Origin of the sequence: Maribacter polysiphoniae (assembly GCF_003148665.1) — a bacterium.
In the GTDB taxonomy this organism is placed as follows: domain Bacteria; phylum Bacteroidota; class Bacteroidia; order Flavobacteriales; family Flavobacteriaceae; genus Maribacter_A; species Maribacter_A polysiphoniae.
Map to the genome: position 1 here is coordinate 159,163 of NZ_QGGQ01000001.1, position 21,846 is coordinate 181,008.

Genomic DNA, 21,846 nt, shown 5'->3' on the forward strand with positions numbered 1-21,846 from the left:
GCTTAATAAAAGTTTTTTCTTTAAAAATCACAGAACACCTTCTGGTACAAATGTGAAAAGTTTCCGCCTTGTTCGAAGTACCGGGATCCTCATTTTTGTATTCTAACGGAGTAGTATACAACTAAGGTATTCTCCCCGGATTGTGGGTGATATTAAACTTCATAAGATTGATATACTATAGGAATGGTTTTAACTCCATATTAAAAAAACAGTTTTCCCATAAGAAGATTGCTATGATTCCTTATTTCCATGCCAAGGGTCCAGTAGTCCCAATTGATTAAGAAAGACCATTGACCAAGACTAGGCCTTCATCAATTCCTCTATCTCCTCAACCTCTATAGGGATATTGGCCATAAGGTTGAAAGGTTCCCCTTTTTCTTGGATTACCACATCATCCTCAATTCGAATACCCATATTCTCTTCCGGAATGTAAATGCCCGGTTCAACGGTAAAGACCATATTGGCCTTCATAGGGGATTTTAAAGGTCCATAATCATGGGTGTCCAATCCGATATGGTGACTGGTACCGTGCATAAAATACTTTTTATAGGCTGGCCAGTTTTTATCCTCGTTTTGTACATCGGCCTTGTCCAATAAGCCCAAGCCCAATAGTTCCGAGGTCATGATATTACCGACTTCCTTATGATACTCAGCCCAATCGGTACCGGGTACCAACATTTTCGTAGCTTCGTTTTTCACTCTTAATACCGCTTGGTATACTGCTTTCTGACGTTCGGTAAACCTTCCATTTACAGGAATGGTCCTCGTTAGGTCACTGGAATAATTGGCATATTCCGCAGCAACATCCATCAACAACATATCTCCATCCTTACACTGCTGATTGTTCACGATGTAATGAAGTACATTGGCATTGGCACCGGAAGCTATAATCGGGGTATAGGCAAAACCTTTGGAGCGGTTTCGTATAAACTCATGTAGAAGTTCAGCTTCGATTTCATATTCCCAAACACCCGGTTTTACAAAACCCAATAATCTTCTAAATCCTTTTTCGGTAATATTGCAGGCTGTTTGCATCAGGTCGATTTCCTCAGGTTCCTTAACCCCTCTTATTTCCTGTAAAATAGGATTGCTCTTCGCTACTTTATGCCCTGGGAATTTTTGTTTACAATCCCGGATAAAACGATCTTCACGGGTTTGGGTTTCCACGGACTGTCTGTAGTGTTCATTGGTATTGAAATATATCGTATCGGCCTCGGTCATTAAATTAAAAAAGACCTTGTCAAACTCACTCAACCAATAAATGGTCTCGATTCCGGATATTTCCGTTGCTTTTTCCTTGGTCAGTTTTTCACCTTCCCAAACGGCAATATGATCATTGGTCTCACGTACAAAAAGGACCTCACGAAGTTTCTTGTCATGGGCATCCGGAAAGAGCAATAAAATGCTCTCTTCCTGATCGGCTCCACTTAAATAAAAAATATCGCGATGTTGCTCAAAAGGCAAAGTGCTATCCGCACTTACGGGATAGATATCGTTGGAATTAAATACTGCAATACTCGAAGGCTCCATTTTGGCCATGAATTTCCTGCGATTCTTAATAAAAAGTTCACTGCTGATCTGTTCGTATTTCATGTGGAATGTATTTGGACCACAAAATTAATAATTCCGATATGGAAAGGGTCAATTTCTAAATTTAATTATCTTAGTAAGGATAAATAAATCTCGGTGTCCCTATATTTTCAACCTCGTTGGGGTTTTTTCAGTTGTGGGGATCTTTTCAATTATGCACTTCCTATGAATCCAAGACCCAACATACTTCTCCTTGTTTTTTTGCTTACTTTCATTTGCAATGCCCAGACCGAATCCGAAACATTCAAAAACCTGAAATTCCGGTTTATCGGCCCTGAAGGAAACCGGACCATTGCCATTGCAGGAGTACCCGGAAATACCATGATCAATTATATCGGTGCCGCTTCCGGAGGTTTATGGAAAACCTCGGATGGCGGGGTAACCTGGAAATCGATTTTCGATGACCAGGATGTCTCTTCAGTCGGTTCCTTGGCCATAGCCCCTACAAATCCCAATGTTATTTGGGTGGGTACGGGGGAAACTTTTATAATACGGCCTGCCCATGCCATGGGTGATGGCATCTATAAGTCTGAAGATGCAGGCAAGACATGGAAGAACATGGGCCTTGAAAAAACAGGACGTATTGGTCGCGTGGTCGTTCACCCCACCAATCCTGACATCGTTTACGCCGCTGCCCTTGGACATACCTATGGACCCCAGCAGGAGCGTGGTGTGTACAAGACCATTGATGGTGGCAAAAATTGGAAACGCATACTTTTCATTGACGAAAACACCGGGGCTGCGGACATTGCCTTGGACCCTAAAAATCCAGATAGGCTATTGGTCGGCATGTGGTCTATCCTAATAAACACTTGGGGACTGAACAGTGGTGGTCCCGGTGGCGGCATCTACCGATCCCTTGACGGGGGTGATACATGGCAAGCACTCTCAGAGAAAGGATTACCGGGAGGTAGGAACAATCCTGTTGGTAAAACGGGTGTTGCCATTTCGCATTCAGACCCCAATGTAGTCTACGCCCTTTTTGAAATTGATAGTCCGGCCCTCTATAAATCCATTGACTTTGGTGACACATGGACACTGCAAACCCGCAACCACGATATCAATGAGCGTGCACCCTACTATACCCGCATGGCAGTTTCCACCAAAGACCCCAATGAAATCTATTTTGCAAATGTAAAGTTCAGCACTTCGAAAGATGGGGGGGAAACCCTAAAAGGCGGCTATAAGGCAGGTGGTGACAACCATGATATTTGGATAGACCCCACCAACGCTGACCGCATATTGGTTGCCCATGACGGAGGTGCAAGTATAAGTCTTAATCATGGAAAAACCTTTCAAAGGGTTGTACTGCCCATCGCCCAAATGTACCATGTGGCCGTTGATGACCAAATACCTTATAACGTCTATGGAAACCGACAGGATGGCTATTCCTATAAAGGCCCCAGCAATAGCCTGCAAGGATATATACCAATTGGTCTTTGGAAAGGGGTGGGCGGATGTGAAAGTGGATTTGCGCAACCAGACCCCTTTGACAACGATATTGTCTGGTCGGGTTGTTATGATGGTGGACTCCAAAGGTATAATGCCAAAACAGGACATTCACAAGATGTTCGCGTATGGCCCGAATCAGGGTATGGTTGGGCCCCTTCAGAAATGAAATACCGCTGGCATTGGAATTTTCCCCTTGCCTTTTCTCCCCATGTAAAACATCGGGTATATGTAGGGAGTCAATATGTGCATAAAAGTGATGACAATGGTCAAAGCTGGCAGGTAATCAGTCCAGACCTTACCCTAAACGATAAATCGCACCAACAAAGTTCAGGGGGTATCGCCAAAGACAATCTAATGACCTTCGACGGATCCACCTTATTTGCCATAGAGGAATCCGGATTGGAAGCCGGACTTATCTGGGTAGGAACCAATGATGGTCAAGTACAGCTTACACGAAACGGGGGTGAAAATTGGACCAACGTGACCCAAAATATCCCCAACCTTCCAAAATGGGGTACCATATCCAATATAGAAACCTCACGGTATAAAAAAGGGGCTGTATACCTTAGTGTTGACTTACATCAAATGGGTGATTTTAATCCTTACATCTACAAAACAGAGGATTATGGGCAACATTGGAAGTTGATAAGTGGCAACATTCCGAAATCCGTACATAGTTTTGTGCATGTCATCAAAGAAGACCCTAAAAGGGAAGGTATGCTTTACGCTGGGGTCGATAATGGTTTGTATATCAGTCAAGACGATGGGGAACATTGGATGCGACTTCGCAATAACCTTCCCCCTGCACCGGTATATTGGCTTGAAATTCAGGAACGTTTTGATGATTTGGTTGTAGGCACCTACGGAAGGGGCTATTACATCCTTGATAATATTTCACCCCTGCGTGAATTCGATTTGGATGCTAAGGATAAAAAAGCCCATTTGTTCAGTTTACGACAAGCGTATCGGTTTCAAGAGCGGGAAAGTATAAAAACCGACGGACCTAGTAACAACGCTGGACAAAACCCTACGTATGGGGCCGATATCAACTATTACTTAAAAGATAGTACAGATCAAAAGGTGGAAATACAAATATTGGATGCCAACAATGAAATCATACGTACGTTAAAAGGTGAAAATGACAAAGGCATACATAGAACCGTATGGAATTTACGCTACGAACCCACCTACAAGCCCAAATTGAAGTCGACCCCACCCGGAAGACCTTGGGTACAACTCAATGGGGAAGGATGGCGCCCATTGGTTACATGGGATTTAGATCTTTGGCGTGGGCAATTCGGACCACGGGTAGTGCCCGATACCTATACAGTAAAGCTCATTATTGGCAAGGACGAATATGTCCGTGAATTAAAAGTTCTTAAGGACCCTTCTTCCGAAGGTACTTTGCAAAGTATTCAGGAGCAGGTGGCTTTTTCGTTGGAATTAAGGGATGCCATGAACTATGCCGTTACCCTAATCAACGATATTGAAACGATACGGTCCGAGTTGAATGAGGTCATTCCCAGCTTAAAACGTAAAAACGATATTCAACGTGCTACAGAGCTTCGGGAAATGGCCCAAAATATAGCAGGTACACTGTATGACATCCAATTAACCGGTGCCCGTGAAGATGCCTTTAGGGCTCCTATGAAACTATACGGAAGATTGAGTGCCCTGGCGAGCGATATTGGAGCCAATGGTGTCGATTTTAAACCAACCGACCAACAACGTGAGGTCTATGCCATTTTCAACAAGCGTTTGGAAAACGTAAATGAAAAGTTCAAAAAGTTCATCAAGGTTGATGTAAAACAATTGAACACCCAACTTAAAAAGAGCAAATATCAAATACACCTTAACAAAAAAATAAAACCCTAGTGTTTGATATTACCGGATAGCCTATTCCTTATCCAATATTTTGTCCCACTTAAAGTGAAAGTCCAAACCTGTTATTCAATAACCGCAAAAGGTTGTAGCTCCTTAGCACCCATCTTAATGATATTCACATCCAAGGATATGGGTTTTAAGGGTTGGTCTATGGAATCCCTTGGGCTATTCACAATAGCGTCGACAACGTCCATACCTTTGATAACCTTACCAAAAACAGTATAATCACCATCCAAACGGTGCTCCCCTTTCGCATTGTGGACGATATAAAACTGACAACGGGCAGAAAGTTTGTCGGGGTTGTTGTCCCTTCCTGCACCGAGTGCACCATAATCATGCAACAATTTTTCGTTGAATTCCGGTTTCAATAAATATTCGGGATCCTTAAACCCTTCCGGAGTATCCGGGCAACCGCCCTGGGCCACAAAATTCGGAATTACCCTATTGAATGTAAGTGAATCCCAATACCCGTCTTTAGCCAATTGCAAAAAACTTTGTTTGTGATTTGGGGTTTCATCGTAAAGCCAGACCAAAATTTCCCCTTTGGGTGTGCTTATCTGTCCGACTTCATAGCTCTTCTGGGTTCCGCAGGAAGACAGTACAAATAATACCGGCAAAATCAGTTTATACATATTTTGATTTTTTTTGGAAGATAAAAAAAAGCGGTAACAAAAGCAGTTTGCCCCACCTTTTGATTTCATTTCTTAATGGTACATCCAATGGTAGATGATCCCAATAACCGGAAACCAATTAAGACCTCTAAACTTTTGGTTTTTTTGGCAATCGTCTGAATGACAAGGAAATTAATACACCCTGCCTTGTGGTTTACGCTTTGAAACACTAAATTTAGTAACCAATAAAAACCACTCCATGCGCCTTACCCTTAAACTATTTTTATTCACTTTTGGTTTTACGATGATTGCCTTTACACAGGAAAAAACGAATTCGCCCCAAAAAATAAGGGCGCTGATCATCGATGGGCAAAACAACCACGATCAATGGCCCAAAACCACCTTTATGTTGAAAAGGTATTTCGAAGAATCAGAATTGTTCGATGTGCAGGTAGAACGTACCGCTTTTACATGGAAAGGTGAGGAATACCTAACGGATTATGCCATTTCAGGTACAGGTGATTCCGAAATTGTTGAAAAACCCATAACCGACCCTGATTTTAAACCTGATTTTTCCAAATACGACGTTGTCATCTGTAATTTCGGGTGGAATGCCGCGCCATGGCCCGATGAAACACAGAAATCTTTTGAGACCTACATCAACAATGGCGGTGGTTTGGTGGTTTTTCATGCTGCGGATAACTCCTTTCCCAATTGGCAAGCCTACAATGCCATGATCGGACTTGGAGGATGGGGTGATCGTACCGAAAAAGATGGACCTTATGTATATTACAATGAAAAAGACGAGTTGATAAGGGATATGTCCCCAGGAAAAGGGGGTGCCCACGGACCTCAACATGAATATCAGATCCAAATCAGGAATACTGAACACCCGATTACGAAAGGTATGCCCAAGATATGGCTTCACACAAAGGATGAACTGTACCAACAATTACGGGGACCGGCTGAAAACATGGAAATCTTGGCCACTACTTTTGCCTCAGGGGAATTTAAGGGTTCCGGACGGCACGAACCGGCATTGATGGTGCTTAATTATGGCAAGGGCCGTATTTTTCATACCATCATGGGGCATGCCGACTATTCCGTACAATGTGTTGGTTTTATCACGACCATGCTACGAGGAGCCGAATGGGCGGCTACAGGAAAGGTTTCCCTGCCAATCCCAAATGATTTTCCTTCGGCAGAACAATCAAAAAGTCGCGATTTTACCGCAAAAAATTAAACATCACCCACGAAATAGAAGAAAGGTATAAATCTTTCTTCAAAGACCCCAAAACCTATAAAATAATCCAAACCGACCCATCGGTCGGATATACATGGTACAATACAATTCCATAAAAGATTTGCAAAGGATAAGCGACCTGAAATGTCCGTCGAGCGTCACTTATTCAGAGCCAATACCGTTGGCGGGAAACACGAACAGACCCATGGGTCTGTTTTCTGGGAAGGGCTTGAGGAAGAAATGCATTACGAAAGTGTCGTTTTTCCCAATAATCCTCTAATCAAATCGGCTTTCCAACATGAAAAAGGGCATCCCCCTGATTAACTACCGCTTGGTGGTTCACACTAAATACAAAACCATCGAAAGGTGCTCTTATTTTTTTACTTCGCTGGGCATAAGTATCGGTGACAATACCCATTTCCTGACCTTTTCGCACTTCACTACCATTGGTTATTACCGGAATGAACATCCCTGCCGTAGGGGCCCGAAGCCATTTACGATCACTTAGCATAACCGTTCCCGTTCGTTCAACATACATGGGATCTATACTGGAAATCATCTTAAAATGTTTTAAAACATTCAGGATGCCCTGTATCCCCTGTAAAATGGAATAATCATCGAACCGCATACTTTCCCCGGCCTCAAACACAATGGTAGGTTTCCCCATTTGAAAAGCTGCGTTCCTAAACGACCCTTTGATCAATCGGGAAGAAAATGAGAATGGGGCATTAAAAATCTCAGCTAATTTCCTGCTGTTTTCATCATTCTTGGTAAAACGTATTTGTGGAAAATTATGGCGTTGGGCTCCCCCAGTATGCAAATCGATGGCAAAATCCATTTGATCCATGATCTCGGAAATATAATGATACGCCATACGACTGGCCATAGAACCGGACTTAGTCCCAGGAAAGCTACGGTTCACATCCTTACCATCAGGCACATCGCGGGAAAAGTGTATAAACCCAAAGATATTTAAAATGGGGACTGCAATAACGGCCCCGATATCAATCTTAAACTTTTTCTCCTGGATCATTCGACGTACGATCTCTATGCCGTTGATCTCATCGCCATGTAAACCCGCCTGGATCAACAAGGTCGGACCGGCATGTTTCGCATTGAACACATATACCGGTATATCGATAAGCGTTCCTGTGGGTAGCCTATCTATGCTTATTTTCACGAGTTTATCTTCTCCCGGGAAAACCGTCTCACCACCGATCTCGATATTTCTATTATCTTTTTCTTGGAACATTCTTTTCTACAAACAAGATTATTTCTTTGGCAATATTCACTCCAGTGGCCGCTTCGATTCCCTGTAATCCAGGCGATGCATTGACCTCGATAAGCAATGGTCCTTTTCTGGAACGAATGATATCGACCCCTGCAACGCCCAAACCCAAATGCTTGGTTGCCCCCAAGGCCATATGTTGTTCTTTTGGGGTAGGCACTATCGTTTCCGTAGAACCTCCGCGATGTACATTGGATCGAAAATCCTCTACATCGCTGCTTCGTTTCATACTAGCCACTATTTTTTGGCCCACCACAAAAATCCGGATGTCCTCACCATTCGATTCCTCGATAAACTTTTGGATAAGGATACTGGTATCCATCTTATAAAAGGTATCGATGATCGATTTTGCCGATTTTTTACTTTCCGCCAAAATTACCCCTAACCCCTGTGTACCTTCCTGAAGTTTGATAATGACAGGAGGTCCCCCCAAAAGTTCGATTTGTTCCTCAATATCATCGGGATTAATGGAAAACAGGGTTTCTGGGATGGGAATGTGCTTACGCGATAGGATCTGAAGGGTTCGCACTTTATTTCTTGCCCTTGTAATACCTATGGAATGGGCCGTGCTGAACACCCCGTTCATTTCAAGTTGTTTTACAATGGCAACCCCATGCTTGGTCACCTTGGCCCCTATTCGAGGAATAATGGCGTCAAAGGCATTTGTAATATCCTCATTTAGATAATACACCTTAGGTTTGCCCGAACCCAATTTTACCGAACATTTGGTATGGTCTATCAATTCTATATAGTGCCCACGATTTTCGGCTTCATCCGCAATGCGCTTTGTTGAATACACATTCATACTCACTGATAGAAGTCCAATATCCATATACTAATATTTTTACCACGGGTAAGATCGTTGAAAAAAAAGAAACTGCCTAATTAAAAAAATAACCCAAAAAATAAGGCCACTTTCACAAAATATTTCACAAAAAAATGGCCAATTAAGATATTTAATCCCTAAAAACCCTAAAACCCATTATTTTATCCTGTTTAAGAAAGTGCTTAAAATCAGTCCTTTCAGGCCTTATTCCTTAAACAGAGTTTTTTGGTGCTTAAAATGAGTCTAAATAAGCGTACTTATGTCCCCCAAAACTTGTTCATAATTCCACGGAAATGTAAATTTGCAGCCAAAATCAACAACCAATGAGCGGGTTCTTTAATTCTTCGATAGGTAGAAAGTATGCGATGGCGCTTTCTGCTTTTTTTCTTATTATTTTTTTAGTCATTCATTTAGCGGTAAACATCACATCCGTTTTCAGTGAGGATTTGTTCAATCAACTATCCCATTTCATGGGTACGAATCCATTAATTCAATTTGGATTACAGCCTGTTTTGATATTTGGTGTCGTCTTCCATTTTGTGATGGGGTTTGTTCTTGAGAGAAAGAACAAAGGCGCAAGAAACATTAAATACTTTAAAAACAATGGGGCTGCCAATTCCACTTGGATGAGTCGTAACATGATTTACAGCGGCTTGGTTATCCTAGCTTTTATCGTATTGCATTTTATAGATTTCTGGATTCCGGAATTGAACACCAAGTATGTTCAAGGTGATATGTCTGGCCTTTTGGCGGATGGGGAAGGATTTCGTTATTTCGAAGAACTTCAACATAAATTTGTTAACCCTGCCAGGGTAGGTGCTTATGTAGTTGCCTTTATTTTATTGGCGCTGCATTTATTACACGGATTCACCTCTGCTTTCCAATCCGTTGGGGCAACCATGGGAAGAAGAAAAGTAATGCAAAATATTGGCAAGGCATATTCAATTCTTATTCCATTAGGATTTATCGTTGTTGCTCTTTTCCATCATTTTAACCATTAATACCATTTACTTATGTCTGTATTAGACTCAAAAGTGCCTGAAGGCCCAATTAAGGACAAGTGGACTACCTATAAGGACAAAATAAATCTTGTAAACCCTGCGAACAAGCGTCACATCGACATTATTGTTGTTGGTACCGGATTGGCAGGAGGATCCGCCGCTGCAACCTTAGCGGAGCTAGGATACAATGTTAAAGCATTTGCATATCAAGATTCTCCCCGTAGGGCACACTCAATCGCAGCACAAGGTGGTATTAATGCCGCTAAAAATTATATGGGTGATGGCGATTCTGTTTATCGTTTGTTCTATGATACCGTAAAAGGTGGCGATTATCGCTCCCGTGAGGCGAATGTTTATCGTTTAGCCGAGGTGTCAGCCAATATTATTGACCAATGCGTAGCCCAAGGGGTACCATTTGCACGTGATTATGGCGGATTGTTGGACAACCGTTCTTTTGGAGGGGTTTTGGTTTCCAGGACATTTTATGCCAAAGGACAAACGGGTCAACAATTATTGCTAGGTTGTTATTCGGCCATGAACCGACAAATTGCCCGCGGTAAGATCGATATGTACAACCGACATGAAATGCTCGATGTTGTTAAGATCGACGGCAAAGCACGTGGTATTATTGCCCGTAATTTGATTACAGGTGAACTCGAACGTCATTCTGCCCATGCCGTGGTAATCGCCACAGGTGGTTATGGTAATGTATACTTCCTTTCAACCAATGCTATGGGATCCAACGCAACCGCTGCTTGGAAAATACATAAAAAGGGTGCTTTCTTTGCCAACCCTTGTTTTACACAAATCCACCCAACATGTATTCCTCGTTCAGGGGACTACCAATCCAAATTAACCTTGATGTCAGAATCATTGCGTAATGATGGTAGAATTTGGGTGCCAGCAAAATTAGAAGATGCTAAAGCAATACAACAAGGTAAATTAAAGCCTACACAAATTGCTGAAGAAGATAGGGATTACTATTTAGAACGTCGTTACCCAGCCTTTGGTAACCTTGTACCTCGTGATGTTGCCTCAAGGGCCGCCAAGGAACGTTGTGACGCCGGTTACGGAGTAAATGCCACTGGAGAGGCTGTTTATTTGGATTTTGCCGCTGCGATTGAACGTTATGGTAAAGAGCAAGCGAAAATCCATGGTATTACCAATGCTTCCAAAGAAAAGCTCACTGAATTGGGTGAAGCTGTTATAGAGGCCAAATACGGTAACCTTTTCCAAATGTACGAGAAGATCGTAGATGAGAATCCCTATAAAACACCAATGATGATCTATCCTGCTACCCACTATACTATGGGTGGTATTTGGGTCGATTACAACTTAATGACCACGGTTCCCGGTTTATATTGTATCGGTGAGGCCAACTTCTCCGATCATGGTGCCAACCGATTGGGTGCTTCTGCACTAATGCAAGGTTTAGCCGATGGTTATTTTGTATTACCTTATACTATCGGAGATTATTTATCGGATGATATTAGGACCGGAGCAATCCCAACCGACAGCAAGGAATTCGAAGAGACCGAAAAAGAGGTTCGCGAACGTATCGATTTCTTTTTGAACAACAATGGGACTAAATCTGTCGACCATTTCCACAAACGCCTAGGAAAAGTAATGTGGGATAAAGTAGGAATGTCCCGTAACGCCAAAGGCTTAAAAGAAGCCATGGCAGAAATCAAGCAGATACGCGAAGAATTCTGGAAAGACGTCAAGGTTCCTGGTGGAGCCAATGAAATGAACCCGGAACTGGAAAAAGCAGGTCGTGTGGCCGATTTCTTGGAACTCGGTGAATTGTTCGCAAAAGACGCCCTTATCCGAGAGGAATCCTGTGGTGGTCATTTCCGTGAAGAATCCGTAGAAATGGATGGGGAACAAGAAGGGGAAGCCAAACGTAACGATAAGGATTATGCCTTTGTTTCCGCTTGGGAATACAAAGGGGAGCCTGGAGACGCCGTATTGCACAAAGAGCAATTGGAATTTAAGGATATAGAATTAAAACAACGTAGTTATAAATAGTAATACGCTCTTAGTGGGAAGTTTATAAACAACTTTTCTCCACTATTACAAACCGTATTACTTAATACTCATATAGTATGAATCTGACGCTTAAAATTTGGAGACAAAAAGGACCACAGGATAAAGGCAAGATGGTCGATTACAAGGTGTCTGAAATTTCAGAACATATGTCTTTCTTGGAAATGATGGATGTTTTGAATGAACAGCTTGTAAATTCTGGCGAAGAACCTGTAGCATTTGACCATGATTGTCGTGAAGGTATTTGTGGCATGTGCTCCTTACATATAAATGGAGAAGCCCACGGCCCAGACAGGGGTATCACTACCTGTCAATTGCACATGAGAATGTTCAAGGACGGTGACACCATAACCATTGAACCATGGAGAGCCAAGGCATTTCCGGTAATCAAGGATTTGGTAGTGGATAGAACTGCCTTTGAGCGTATTCAACAGGCCGGTGGTTATATTTCAGTGAACACTTCAGGAAACACCCAGGATGCCAATTCCATTCCAATTCCAAAACACGCTGCCGATGAGGCTATGGATGCCGCAGCCTGTATCGGATGTGGCGCATGTGTGGCTAGTTGTAAAAACTCTTCCGCCATGTTGTTCGTCGGCGCCAAAGTTTCACAATTCGCACTTTTGCCCCAAGGACGGGTTGAAGCCACAGACCGAGTTAAGAATATGGTAGCCCAAATGGATTTGGAAGGCTTTGGGAACTGTACCAATACCGGTGCTTGTGAAGTCGAATGTCCTAAGGGAATCACCCTGGAGAACATTGCCAGAATGAACCGCGAATTGGTGAAAGCGAACCTTATAAAGTTCTAATCACCATTCTTTTTCTATAAAATTAAAATCCCAACCGAAATCGGTTGGGATTTTTTTATTTTTATACATGGCCAAAACTTATTCCGAAAATCGAATCAAGGTACCCCGTTTCAATGAAGAATCCGGTTTTTACACAACCCCGGAGCGTTCCAAGATCATGGCAAAGATTCGCGGAAAGAATACCAAACCGGAACTTGCCTTTCGTAAAGCCTTATGGGCCAAAGGGTATCGTTATAGAATCGACTCCAGAAAATTGATTGGAAGACCCGACATTGTGTTGAACAAATACAAAACGGTTGTTTTTATCGATGGGGAATTCTGGCATGGTTTCCAATGGGAGGAACGAAAGGAAAAACTGAAAAGCAATAGGGAATTCTGGATTGCGAAAATTGAACGCAACAGACAACGCGATGAGGAAGTGAATGCCGAACTTGAACGCATTGGCTTTACCGTATTCCGTTTTTGGGAAAAAGAGATCAAAAACGATTTGGAAGGCTGTATTCAAATAGTGATTTCACATTTAAAATCACAGCACAACCATTAATCCCGAAACTATGCCAATATATCCCCATAAAATTATTTCCAAACTACCCGATGTAGGAACTACCATTTTCACTACTATGGGGCAATTGGCAAAAGCCCATAACGCCATAGACCTATCCCAGGGTTTCCCTAATTTCGAACCAGACCCAGAACTCTTGGCCTTGGTCGCAAAGGCCATGCGTGATGGTCATAATCAATACGCCCCAATGGGCGGTTTACCGGTGTTAAGGGAAGTAATCGCTAGTAAAATAAAAAGCTTGCACCAAAGGACCTATGACCCCGAAAAAGAAATAACCATCACAGTTGGTGCCTCCCAGGCTATTTTTACGGCGATTACGGCCTTTATTGGCAAAGGGGATGAGGTAATTGTCTTTAAGCCTGCATATGACTGTTACGAGCCAGCTATAGCGGTTAATGGTGGAATTCCTGTAGGCATCCAATTGAATAAAGCGGATTACAAAATAGATTGGAACCATTTTCGAAGCAAGATTACACCTAAAACGAAAATGATCATCATTAACACCCCACACAATCCCAGTGGTACCATTCTTGCGAAAGAAGACATGCTGGAGTTGCAAAAGAGTTTGGCCAACACCAACATTATCGTTATCAGTGATGAGGTCTACGAACATATTGTCTTTGACGGCCATGAGCATGAAAGTGTATCGCGTTTTGAAGATTTGGCCGCTCGTAGTATTATATGTTCCTCTTTTGGGAAGACCTTTCATGTTACCGGTTGGAAAGTTGGTTATTGTGTAGCACCTGCAGCATTGATGCATGAATTTCGAAAAACACATCAGTTCAATGTATTCTGCGTAGATCACCCCATTCAACATGCCCTTGCGACCTATCTACAACAACCTCAACATTACTTAAGCCTTAATGGGTTCTACCAAGGAAAAAGGGATTATTTCCTAAACGCCTTAAAAGGTTCCCAATTTACTGCTATCCCAGCCCAAGGAACCTATTTCCAACTTCTGGGATTCTCGAATGTTTCCAATGAGGATGATATCACTTTTGCCAAAAGATTGATTGTTGAACACCAACTGGCAAGTATTCCCATTTCAGTCTTTAATATGAATGGGCAAGACCATAAGGTTTTACGATTCTGCTTTGCAAAAACCCATGACACCCTGGAAAGGGCCACCGAAATCTTACAACGAATTTAAAGTCCACGATTCCTTTTGGTGATAGTGAATCAGCAGTCCCCACAATGGAAAGAAAGTTAAGTGCCCCATCATTGGTTCCCAAAGTAATTGTCACCCAGTGTATTTATCAGGTTACCCCCCAACCGAAGAATACCTTTTGATCCTTTTAAGCCCAAGTAAATCCGTTAACATGCATTTCTTTATTCCATTTGTATAACACCCGATTCTTCCTAAAATAAAAAAAGCCCTGATAGTATCAGGGCTTTTTTCAATTCTTATACGAAAAGCATTAAATCATAAACAATTTCTTAATCAATAATACTACACCGTGATAAAAATCATTCTTGTACACTAAAATCTCATTTTCATTCGAGGAGTGGTGGTTAATTTGGGCATCCATATAATTTAGGTTTGGGGATAGGTTTATATTAAATTTTTACTGCATATAAATATAATTCAAAACGCAGATATTCCCTAAATTATTGTTGTGAATTGTGCTTAAAATGTTGTGAAAAAATTGAAAAACTAATTTTATCGTTGAACTACCTATATCTTGGCCTTAAAGTTTCATTTCCGGAATATCACCCTCTATGATCAACCGCCCATTTGTGGCATTCTCGATTGCTTCCACACTAACCCCTGGAGCGCGCTCCAATAGCTTAAAACCGTCTGTTGTAACCTCGAGTACGGCAAGATTGGTCACTATCTTTTTAACACAACCCACGCCGGTTAATGGCAAGGTACATTCCTTTAATAATTTGGATTCACCAGCCCTATTGGTATGCATCATAGCGACGATTATATTCTCTGCCGATGCCACCAAGTCCATCGCCCCTCCCATACCTTTGACCATTTTGCCTGGAATCTTCCAATTCGCAATATCACCTTTATCGGACACTTCCATGGCCCCTAATATGGTAAGGTCTACATGTTGACCGCGAATCATTGCGAAACTGGTTACCGAGTCAAAGAACGAGGCTCCGGGCATGGTCGTTATGGTTTGTTTGCCCGCATTGATGATATCCGCATCTTCCTCACCCTCGAACGGAAAAGGCCCCATACCCAATACACCGTTCTCACTTTGGAATTCCACACTAATATCATCTCGGACGAAATTGGCCACCATCGTAGGAATGCCTATTCCAAGATTAACATAATAACCATCCTTTACTTCCTTTGCTATACGCTTTGCGATACCATTCTTGTCTAACATCAGTTTCTTGGTCTTACTGTTCGTTGTTCAATTCTTTTCTCATACTTTTCCCCTTGGAATATCCGTTGAACGAAGATACCGGGAACATGTATATCATTGGGGTCCAAGGATCCCGCAGGCAATAATTCCTCTACCTCAGCAACCGTGATATTGGCCGCCCCACACATACAGGGATTGAAATTTCGCGCAGTACCCTTAAAAATCAGGTTCCCTGCCTCATCGCCTTTCCATGCCTTTACGAATGAAAAATCGGCCTTAAAGGCCTCTTCCAAGACATACATCTTACCGTTGAATTCCCGGGTTTCCTTTCCCAAAGCCACTTCGGTCCCAAAACCAGCAGGTGTATAAAATGCCGGGAAACCCGCTTGGGCAGCCCTGCATTTCTCGGCCAGGGTTCCTTGTGGGGTAAGTTCAACCTCCAATTCCCCACTTAACATTTGACGTTCAAATTCATCATTCTCTCCCACGTAAGATGAAATCATCTTCCGTATTTGCTTTTTTTGCAAAAGCAGGCCCAATCCAAAATCATCTACCCCCGCATTATTGGAAATACAACAAAGATCGGTTACCCCCAAACGCACTAATTCCGAAATCGTATTTTCAGGAATACCGCATAAACCAAAACCTCCAAGCATCAAGGTCATTCCGTCCTTTACCCCTTTTAATGCTTCCTGAACATTTTCTACCGTTTTACGAATCATAATTTGTCTAGTCTGTTTTTATAATCTGAAAAGCCAAGCTACACTAAATTAAGGTTTTAAAAAGAAAATGCCCTTACTTTTTGGTGAAAGTTAAGGGCATTCAGCAAGGTCGCTGATTTATAATCCATGAGGAATTTAGAAATCGAGATCCTCTAAATCGTCATCCAAATCTTTTTCTTTATTGGAGTCCTCCGCTGATTTAGTACAATCCAAATTGATGGACATATTCTCGGGTTTGGGAAATTCACCATCAGAAACCCCCAAGTCCTTATCGTCATAATTCTTTCGCATATAAAGTCCCCAAATGGGCAACGCCATTGATGCTCCTTGACCGTAAGTGATTGACTTAAAGTGTACGGAACGATCATCACCACCTACCCATACACCAGTGACCAAATTAGGTACCATACCCATAAACCACCCATCACTTTGATTTTGGGTAGTACCGGTCTTACCGGCAATAGGGTTTTTAAATTCATAGGGGTATCCCGTGATTATCTCCTTATATTCCGGACGCCATTTATCATAACCCGTTGTACGTAAGCGGGTACCTGAACCTCCTTGGGTTACACCTTCCAATAAATTTACCATGGCATAGGCTACTTCTTTACTCAATACATCCTTGGTTTCTGGGACATATTCATATAATACCGTTCCATTCTTATCCTCGATACGGGTTACCATTACAGGTTTTACGTACACTCCTTGATTCACAAATGCCCCATAGGCACCAACCATTTCATAAACGCTAAGGTCGGGTGTTCCTAGGGCTATAGAAGGTACTTCCGGAATTTCACTGGTAATTCCCAGATTCTTTACAATCGAAACCACCGACTTGGGACCGACCCTATCGATCAATTGGGCGGTAACACTATTTTTGGAATTCGCCAAGGCCCTTTTCAAGGTATACATCTCACCTGAATACTTGCCTTCGGAATTTTTTGGACACCAAGGTTCTGGATTCCCGTGTTTTCCAGCTTCAATACAGTATTGTGTATCTGGTAATTCATAACAAGGGGATAACCTTAACTGGTCAATTGCCGCTGCATACACAAATGGCTTAAAGGTTGAACCGGCTTGGCGGGCACCCTGATAGACATTATCATATTGGAAGTGTCTATAATCAACACCCCCGACCCAAGCTTTTACGTGTCCTGTTTGTGGCTCCATCGACATCATTGCCGTTCTTAGGAAGGATTTATAATACCTAATGGAGTCCATTGGCGTCATAATAGTATCCTTCTCATGGGAATCGCTCTTCCAATCAAAGACGGTCATCTCGGTTTTTTTGGTGAAGGAATTTCGAATGTCCTTTTCCGATTTGCCCTGTCTTTTCATCAAGCGCCAGCGATCCGAATTCTTCATGGCCCGTTCCAGGATACCATCTACCTCCTCCTTCGTCAAATCCAAGAAAGGGGCTGTTTTATTACGATCAGGGGTATTTTGATGAAAAAACTCCGTTTGCAATTTCTCCATATGCTCTTGTACGGCTTCTTCCGCATTGGCCTGCATACGGGAATCGATCGTCGTGTATATTTTTAGTCCGTCAAGATAAAGACTCCACTTATCACGCTCACCTTCCACCGCCGGTTTAGGATTCTTTTTGATCCAATCGTTCATAAAGCCTTGCAAATACATCCTAAAATACGTTGCCAATCCTTCCCTATGGTTCTCAGGGTTGAAATGGACTTCCATTTTTAAGGCCTGAAGGGAATCTTTTTCTTCTTCAGTGATATAGTCGTATTTCGCCATTTGGGCCAAAACCGTATTTCGCCTATTGAAAACCAGTTCTTTACGCCTTAAGGGGTTGTAATATGAGGAATTCTTCAACATCCCTACGAGCATGGCCGACTCCTCTATCTTCAAGTCGATGGGCTCCTTGCCAAAATAAATCTTGGAGGCCGATCGAATACCATCCGCAGCATATCCGAAGTCATAAATATTCAGATACATGGCAATAATTTCATCTTTGGTGTACTGTCGTTCCAAACGTGTAGCCAAAACCCATTCCTTGACTTTCTGCAGAATAGCCTGGGTCTTCTTCTCTTTTTCCCTGGCACCAATGAACAGTTGACGTGCCAATTGCTGGGAAATGGTACTTGCCCCTCCTTTTTTACCCAAATAGGCAAAGGCCCTCAAAGTACCCCTGGCATCTATCCCTGAATGCTCATAAAACCGGGCATCTTCAGTAGCCACTAAGGCGTTTATCAAGTTTTGTGGAAGATCTTCAAATTTGATCGGGGTACGATTATCATCCAGATAAAATTTACCTAAAGTCTCTCCGTCGGATGAAAAGATTTCGGAAGCTAGATTTGTCTGGGGGTTTTCCAAATACTCATACGGGGGCAATTCCCCAAATACACCCCATGATGCCAATAAAAACAACATTACCCCGGAAAGCGCACCCACGGTGAACAAAATCCAGAACCATTTAACAAACTTAAAAAAGCCTTTATTGTTATTTTTCTTCTTGGCTTTCACCATTTTTTTACTCATTGCTTTTTACTATTTCAAATCCGACATCGGTAATGCCCTCTAAGTTAATAATACCCTCGACATTGCCATTTTTTCGCATGGCTTGTGAGATACGTAAGGTATATACGCCTGAAGAAGGAAAAACGATGTTTTCTTTATACCATAATTTATTTTCCTTTACGCTACCATAGCCTTTACCCAGCCAGGTCCCATCCGGATCGGCCATCATATATTCCAACGTATCGGTAGCGGTTTCCCCATTGGGATATTCCAAGGTTGCTATTAAAAAAAGGTTGCTATAGGGAAAGGTATTATCGTTTCTGACATTGATAAACATATTGTGTTTCTGAATGGTATCGAGTCCCGAAAAATTGAACTGCATAACACTATCCTTATTCCAAATGCCATTATTGGTCCCCTTGAATTCTGTCTTTACAATGGAATTATCACAGGAAACCATAAAAACAACCCCTACAAACGCTACTAATATCCTAAGCATTTCTTTGACGTCTTTTTTTATTTTTATTATTTCTCCTCTTCTTATTGTTGTTATTACTCTTATTCGTACGTCTTTTGGGCCTATCAAAACGGGTAAGGCTATCTTGACCAACTACATTTTCAAATACCACCTTGTCGTCGTCAACGATATTATCAACCGCATATTCCTCTAAACTGGCTACTTTCTCTTTCTTTCTGTTCTTGTTGATGATCTCAACTACCTGTTCCTTGGACAACATATGCCAATTTGAGGGGTCTTCTTTGTAAGAGAACCATAACTTGGACTTGAAAATATCGGCCTTTTGGCAGAATGCCATTCCTTTTTCAGTGAACAGTTTGGTGTCTTGGGAAGGAAAATCCTTTAAGGCATCGAGATATAAATCGAGCTCGTAGTTAAGGCAACATTTTAATTTACCACATTGCCCTGCCAATTTCTGGGGGTTCAATGATAATTGCTGATATCGGGCAGCGGATGTACTCACCGACCTGAAATCTGTCAACCAGGTAGAACAACACAATTCCCTGCCGCAGGAACCGATGCCCCCCAAACGTTGGGCCTCTTGTCGATACCCTATTTGGCGCATTTCTATTCGAATACCAAAGGCCTTGGCCATATCCTTTATCAATTGGCGAAAATCAACACGTTCCTCGGCCGTATAATAAAAAGTGGCTTTGGACCCATCGCCTTGGAACTCGACATCGGAAATCTTCATTTGCAATTTCAAGATGATCGCAATCTCACGGGAGCGTTTTTTGATCTCTTCCTCCCGATCTCTTACCTTTTGCCAAATATCAATGTCTTTTTGTGTGGCTTTTCGATAGATTTTGGGGATATCCTCCGCATTTGGATCCTCCTTTTTCTTTTTCATTTGCACCCTCACAAGTTCACCCGTCAAAGTGACCATGCCAATATCATGACCCGATTGTGCCTGCGTAGCCACAATATCACCTATTGAAAGGGTTAAATCCCCGGAATTCCTAAAGAATTCCTTTCTGCTATTTTTAAATCGGACTTCAACGATGTCAAATGGTTTTTCCCCATTTGGAAGTGACATGTTGGAAAGCCAATCAAATACCGTTAATTTATTACAACCATCAGAGCCACAAGTCCCATTGTTCTTGCACCCTTTCGGTTGTCCGTCCTTACCGGTTGAACAACTGTTACAACCCATATTTTGTATCTTGATTTGGGAAAATCCTATGATTTCCCCAAAAAAGGTTCATATTAATCTTATCCGTAAAGGTACTAATTTTTTAATGTGTCAAAAAGTTATCTCAACTTACACAGGTTCTTCGTTCTTTTGCACCAATTACGTCTATGTTTAAAAAATTGCATGCCCCGTTATATGGAAAAACAAAAAAGGGTAAGTGACACCGTTCTCTATCTCATGAGCCTTTCAGCAGGCCTAATCGTTGCAAACCTCTATTACAACCAGCCTTTACTTCAAATGATTTCGGAAAGTTTTGGCGTAACCGAATCTGCCGTGAGCAATGTGGCATTGGCCACACAATTGGGTTATGCTGTGGGCTTGCTTTTTGTAATACCCCTAGGGGATATGGTTTCTAACCAAAAAATATTGAAAATCGATTTCACCCTTATGATTATATCCTTGTTGGCAGCGGTTTTCTCCACCTCACTCTGGTTTCTTGTAGTCGCAAGTTTTTTTATTGGGTGTACCTCTGCCTTGCCACAATTGTTTGTTCCCATGGCCGCTCAATTATCGAATCCCGAAAACAGAGGGCGTGCGATAGGGATCGTCATGAGTGGACTGCTCATCGGTATTTTGGCAAGTCGTGTTGTCAGTGGTTTCATTGGCGAACAGTTTGGTTGGCGCACCATGTATTTGATAGCCACGGTTATGATGCTTCTTCTCTTTATCGTGCTAAAATTAAAGCTGCCCCAGGTTACACCGGTTTATAAAGGCAATTATAAAAATTTGATGAAGTCATTGGTTCATTTTTTTAAAGCAGAACCGTCATTACGTCTGGCAGCAGTACGTGGTGGACTTTCATTTGCGGGTTTAAGTGCGTTTTGGACCACCTTGGTTTTTTTAATGGAAGATAATTTCGGCTATGGAAGTGGTATCACCGGAACCTTTGGACTAGTTGGCGTTGTTGGGGCATTGGCAGCGTCTGTCGTCGGAAAATTAAGTGATAAGATGAGCAAAAACCGAATTATTATTACTGCGACTTCTATCTTTATTTTCTCATGGACGGTCTTTCTGTTTTCCCATCATTCCATCATTGGTATAATAATCGGTGTTATTTTAATAGACCTCGGGCAACAATCACTTCATATCGCCAACCAGAACATCATATTCTCCAAAAACGAAAATGCCCGAAATCGCATAAATACGGTTTATATGGTCATCTTTTTCATGGGAGGTGCCCTTGGAACGATTTTAGGCGCCCTGGCATGGCAACATTACCAATGGACAGGTGTATCGGTCCTAGGTCTTACCCTTTCACTACTATTGTTAATGGCCCATTTGGTATTTGGCAATAAGGAAATCTGAAC

17 protein-coding genes are annotated in these 21,846 nt (G+C 42.1%); 8 read left to right on the forward strand and 9 right to left on the reverse strand.

The window, feature by feature from the left end; all coding sequences use genetic code 11:
* Positions 1-300 precede the first annotated feature (300 nt).
* Complete coding sequence (locus LX92_RS00685; protein WP_109648358.1) at positions 301-1,593, reverse strand: aminopeptidase P family protein; 1,293 nt, start codon at positions 1,591-1,593, stop codon at positions 301-303.
* 162 nt (positions 1,594-1,755) lie between these two features.
* Here LX92_RS00685 and LX92_RS00690 point away from each other — a divergent pair, with 162 nt between their 5' ends.
* Entirely contained in the window at positions 1,756-4,917 is a 3,162-nt protein-coding gene (locus LX92_RS00690) for a VPS10 domain-containing protein (protein ID WP_109648359.1), read from the forward strand.
* A 71-nt stretch (positions 4,918-4,988) separates the two neighbouring features.
* On the opposite strand, the gene LX92_RS00695 is transcribed toward LX92_RS00690, so the two are convergent.
* Positions 4,989-5,558: a peptidylprolyl isomerase gene (locus LX92_RS00695; protein WP_109649019.1), complete on the reverse strand. Its 570-nt coding sequence runs from the start codon at positions 5,556-5,558 to the stop codon at positions 4,989-4,991.
* 238 nt (positions 5,559-5,796) lie between these two features.
* On the opposite strand from LX92_RS00695, the gene LX92_RS00700 reads away from it, so the two are divergent.
* Positions 5,797-6,780: a ThuA domain-containing protein gene (locus tag LX92_RS00700; protein ID WP_109648360.1), complete on the forward strand. Its 984-nt coding sequence runs from the start codon at positions 5,797-5,799 to the stop codon at positions 6,778-6,780.
* A gap of 280 nt (positions 6,781-7,060) precedes the next feature.
* On the opposite strand, the gene LX92_RS00705 is transcribed toward LX92_RS00700, so the two are convergent.
* Positions 7,061-8,032: a succinylglutamate desuccinylase/aspartoacylase family protein gene (locus LX92_RS00705; protein WP_109648361.1), complete on the reverse strand. Its 972-nt coding sequence runs from the start codon at positions 8,030-8,032 to the stop codon at positions 7,061-7,063.
* On the reverse strand, positions 8,013-8,900 hold the full coding sequence (locus LX92_RS00710) for a RimK family alpha-L-glutamate ligase (RefSeq protein WP_109648362.1): 888 nt from the start codon (positions 8,898-8,900) through the stop codon (positions 8,013-8,015). Before LX92_RS00710 ends, LX92_RS00705 begins: the two co-directional genes overlap by 20 nt.
* Positions 8,901-9,217: 317 nt before the next feature.
* Here LX92_RS00710 and LX92_RS00715 point away from each other — a divergent pair, with 317 nt between their 5' ends.
* The 5 genes from LX92_RS00715 to LX92_RS00735 all read left to right on the forward strand — a co-directional run bounded on the left by LX92_RS00715 (position 9,218) and on the right by LX92_RS00735 (position 14,462).
* A complete protein-coding gene (locus LX92_RS00715) occupies positions 9,218-9,895 on the forward strand; it encodes a succinate dehydrogenase cytochrome b subunit (RefSeq protein ID WP_109648363.1) in 678 nt (225 codons plus the stop codon).
* 12 nt (positions 9,896-9,907) lie between these two features.
* Positions 9,908-11,923 carry a fumarate reductase/succinate dehydrogenase flavoprotein subunit gene (locus LX92_RS00720; protein WP_109648364.1) on the forward strand — a complete coding sequence of 672 codons (2,016 nt, stop codon included), beginning with the start codon at positions 9,908-9,910 and terminating at the stop codon, positions 11,921-11,923.
* A gap of 77 nt (positions 11,924-12,000) precedes the next feature.
* Positions 12,001-12,750, forward strand: a complete 750-nt coding sequence (locus tag LX92_RS00725) for a succinate dehydrogenase/fumarate reductase iron-sulfur subunit (protein ID WP_109648365.1) — start codon at positions 12,001-12,003, stop codon at positions 12,748-12,750.
* Positions 12,751-12,817: 67 nt separating this feature from the next.
* Positions 12,818-13,294: a very short patch repair endonuclease gene (locus tag LX92_RS00730; protein WP_109648366.1), complete on the forward strand. Its 477-nt coding sequence runs from the start codon at positions 12,818-12,820 to the stop codon at positions 13,292-13,294.
* Positions 13,295-13,304: 10 nt separating this feature from the next.
* Complete coding sequence (locus LX92_RS00735; RefSeq protein ID WP_109648367.1) at positions 13,305-14,462, forward strand: methionine aminotransferase; 1,158 nt, start codon at positions 13,305-13,307, stop codon at positions 14,460-14,462.
* 538 nt (positions 14,463-15,000) lie between these two features.
* Here LX92_RS00735 and LX92_RS00740 read toward each other — a convergent pair.
* The 5 genes from LX92_RS00740 to LX92_RS00760 all read right to left on the reverse strand — a co-directional run bounded on the left by LX92_RS00740 (position 15,001) and on the right by LX92_RS00760 (position 20,500).
* Positions 15,001-15,654: a 3-oxoacid CoA-transferase subunit B gene (locus LX92_RS00740; RefSeq protein ID WP_109648368.1), complete on the reverse strand. Its 654-nt coding sequence runs from the start codon at positions 15,652-15,654 to the stop codon at positions 15,001-15,003.
* Positions 15,654-16,355, reverse strand: a complete 702-nt coding sequence (locus LX92_RS00745) for a CoA transferase subunit A (protein WP_109648369.1) — start codon at positions 16,353-16,355, stop codon at positions 15,654-15,656. Before LX92_RS00745 ends, LX92_RS00740 begins: the two co-directional genes overlap by 1 nt.
* A 135-nt stretch (positions 16,356-16,490) precedes the next feature.
* The gene (locus tag LX92_RS00750; RefSeq protein WP_109649020.1) at positions 16,491-18,839 is read right to left on the reverse strand and encodes a penicillin-binding protein 1A; all 2,349 of its coding nucleotides are present in this window, start codon (positions 18,837-18,839) and stop codon (positions 16,491-16,493) included.
* Positions 18,840-18,843: 4 nt separating this feature from the next.
* Entirely contained in the window at positions 18,844-19,329 is a 486-nt protein-coding gene (locus tag LX92_RS00755; protein ID WP_109648370.1) for a gliding motility lipoprotein GldH, read from the reverse strand.
* Entirely contained in the window at positions 19,322-20,500 is a 1,179-nt protein-coding gene (locus LX92_RS00760) for a PSP1 domain-containing protein (protein WP_109648371.1), read from the reverse strand. The genes LX92_RS00755 and LX92_RS00760 overlap by 8 nt, the downstream gene beginning before the upstream one ends.
* Positions 20,501-20,674: 174 nt before the next feature.
* On the opposite strand from LX92_RS00760, the gene LX92_RS00765 reads away from it, so the two are divergent.
* Positions 20,675-21,844 (forward strand): MFS transporter, encoded by a 1,170-nt coding sequence (locus LX92_RS00765; protein ID WP_109649021.1) that lies wholly within the window; start codon positions 20,675-20,677, stop codon positions 21,842-21,844.
* Positions 21,845-21,846: the final 2 nt, after the last annotated feature.

What these genes read in the sequence shown, in the direction of transcription:
- LX92_RS00710 (WP_109648362.1), bottom strand. Translation starts at nt 8,900, where the DNA reads ATGGATATTGGACTTCTATCAGTGAGTATGAATGTGTATTCAACAAAG.
- LX92_RS00700 (WP_109648360.1), top strand. Translation starts at nt 5,797, where the DNA reads ATGCGCCTTACCCTTAAACTATTTTTATTCACTTTTGGTTTTACGATG.
- LX92_RS00740 (WP_109648368.1), bottom strand. Translation starts at nt 15,654, where the DNA reads ATGTTAGACAAGAATGGTATCGCAAAGCGTATAGCAAAGGAAGTAAAG.
- LX92_RS00720 (WP_109648364.1), top strand. Translation starts at nt 9,908, where the DNA reads ATGTCTGTATTAGACTCAAAAGTGCCTGAAGGCCCAATTAAGGACAAG.
- LX92_RS00755 (WP_109648370.1), bottom strand. Translation starts at nt 19,329, where the DNA reads ATGCTTAGGATATTAGTAGCGTTTGTAGGGGTTGTTTTTATGGTTTCC.
- LX92_RS00695 (WP_109649019.1), bottom strand. Translation starts at nt 5,558, where the DNA reads ATGTATAAACTGATTTTGCCGGTATTATTTGTACTGTCTTCCTGCGGA.
- LX92_RS00760 (WP_109648371.1), bottom strand. Translation starts at nt 20,500, where the DNA reads ATGGGTTGTAACAGTTGTTCAACCGGTAAGGACGGACAACCGAAAGGG.
- LX92_RS00750 (WP_109649020.1), bottom strand. Translation starts at nt 18,839, where the DNA reads ATGGTGAAAGCCAAGAAGAAAAATAACAATAAAGGCTTTTTTAAGTTT.
- LX92_RS00745 (WP_109648369.1), bottom strand. Translation starts at nt 16,355, where the DNA reads ATGATTCGTAAAACGGTAGAAAATGTTCAGGAAGCATTAAAAGGGGTA.
- LX92_RS00690 (WP_109648359.1), top strand. Translation starts at nt 1,756, where the DNA reads ATGAATCCAAGACCCAACATACTTCTCCTTGTTTTTTTGCTTACTTTC.
- LX92_RS00765 (WP_109649021.1), top strand. Translation starts at nt 20,675, where the DNA reads ATGGAAAAACAAAAAAGGGTAAGTGACACCGTTCTCTATCTCATGAGC.
- LX92_RS00715 (WP_109648363.1), top strand. Translation starts at nt 9,218, where the DNA reads ATGAGCGGGTTCTTTAATTCTTCGATAGGTAGAAAGTATGCGATGGCG.
- LX92_RS00725 (WP_109648365.1), top strand. Translation starts at nt 12,001, where the DNA reads ATGAATCTGACGCTTAAAATTTGGAGACAAAAAGGACCACAGGATAAA.
- LX92_RS00705 (WP_109648361.1), bottom strand. Translation starts at nt 8,032, where the DNA reads ATGTTCCAAGAAAAAGATAATAGAAATATCGAGATCGGTGGTGAGACG.
- LX92_RS00735 (WP_109648367.1), top strand. Translation starts at nt 13,305, where the DNA reads ATGCCAATATATCCCCATAAAATTATTTCCAAACTACCCGATGTAGGA.
- LX92_RS00730 (WP_109648366.1), top strand. Translation starts at nt 12,818, where the DNA reads ATGGCCAAAACTTATTCCGAAAATCGAATCAAGGTACCCCGTTTCAAT.
- LX92_RS00685 (WP_109648358.1), bottom strand. Translation starts at nt 1,593, where the DNA reads ATGAAATACGAACAGATCAGCAGTGAACTTTTTATTAAGAATCGCAGG.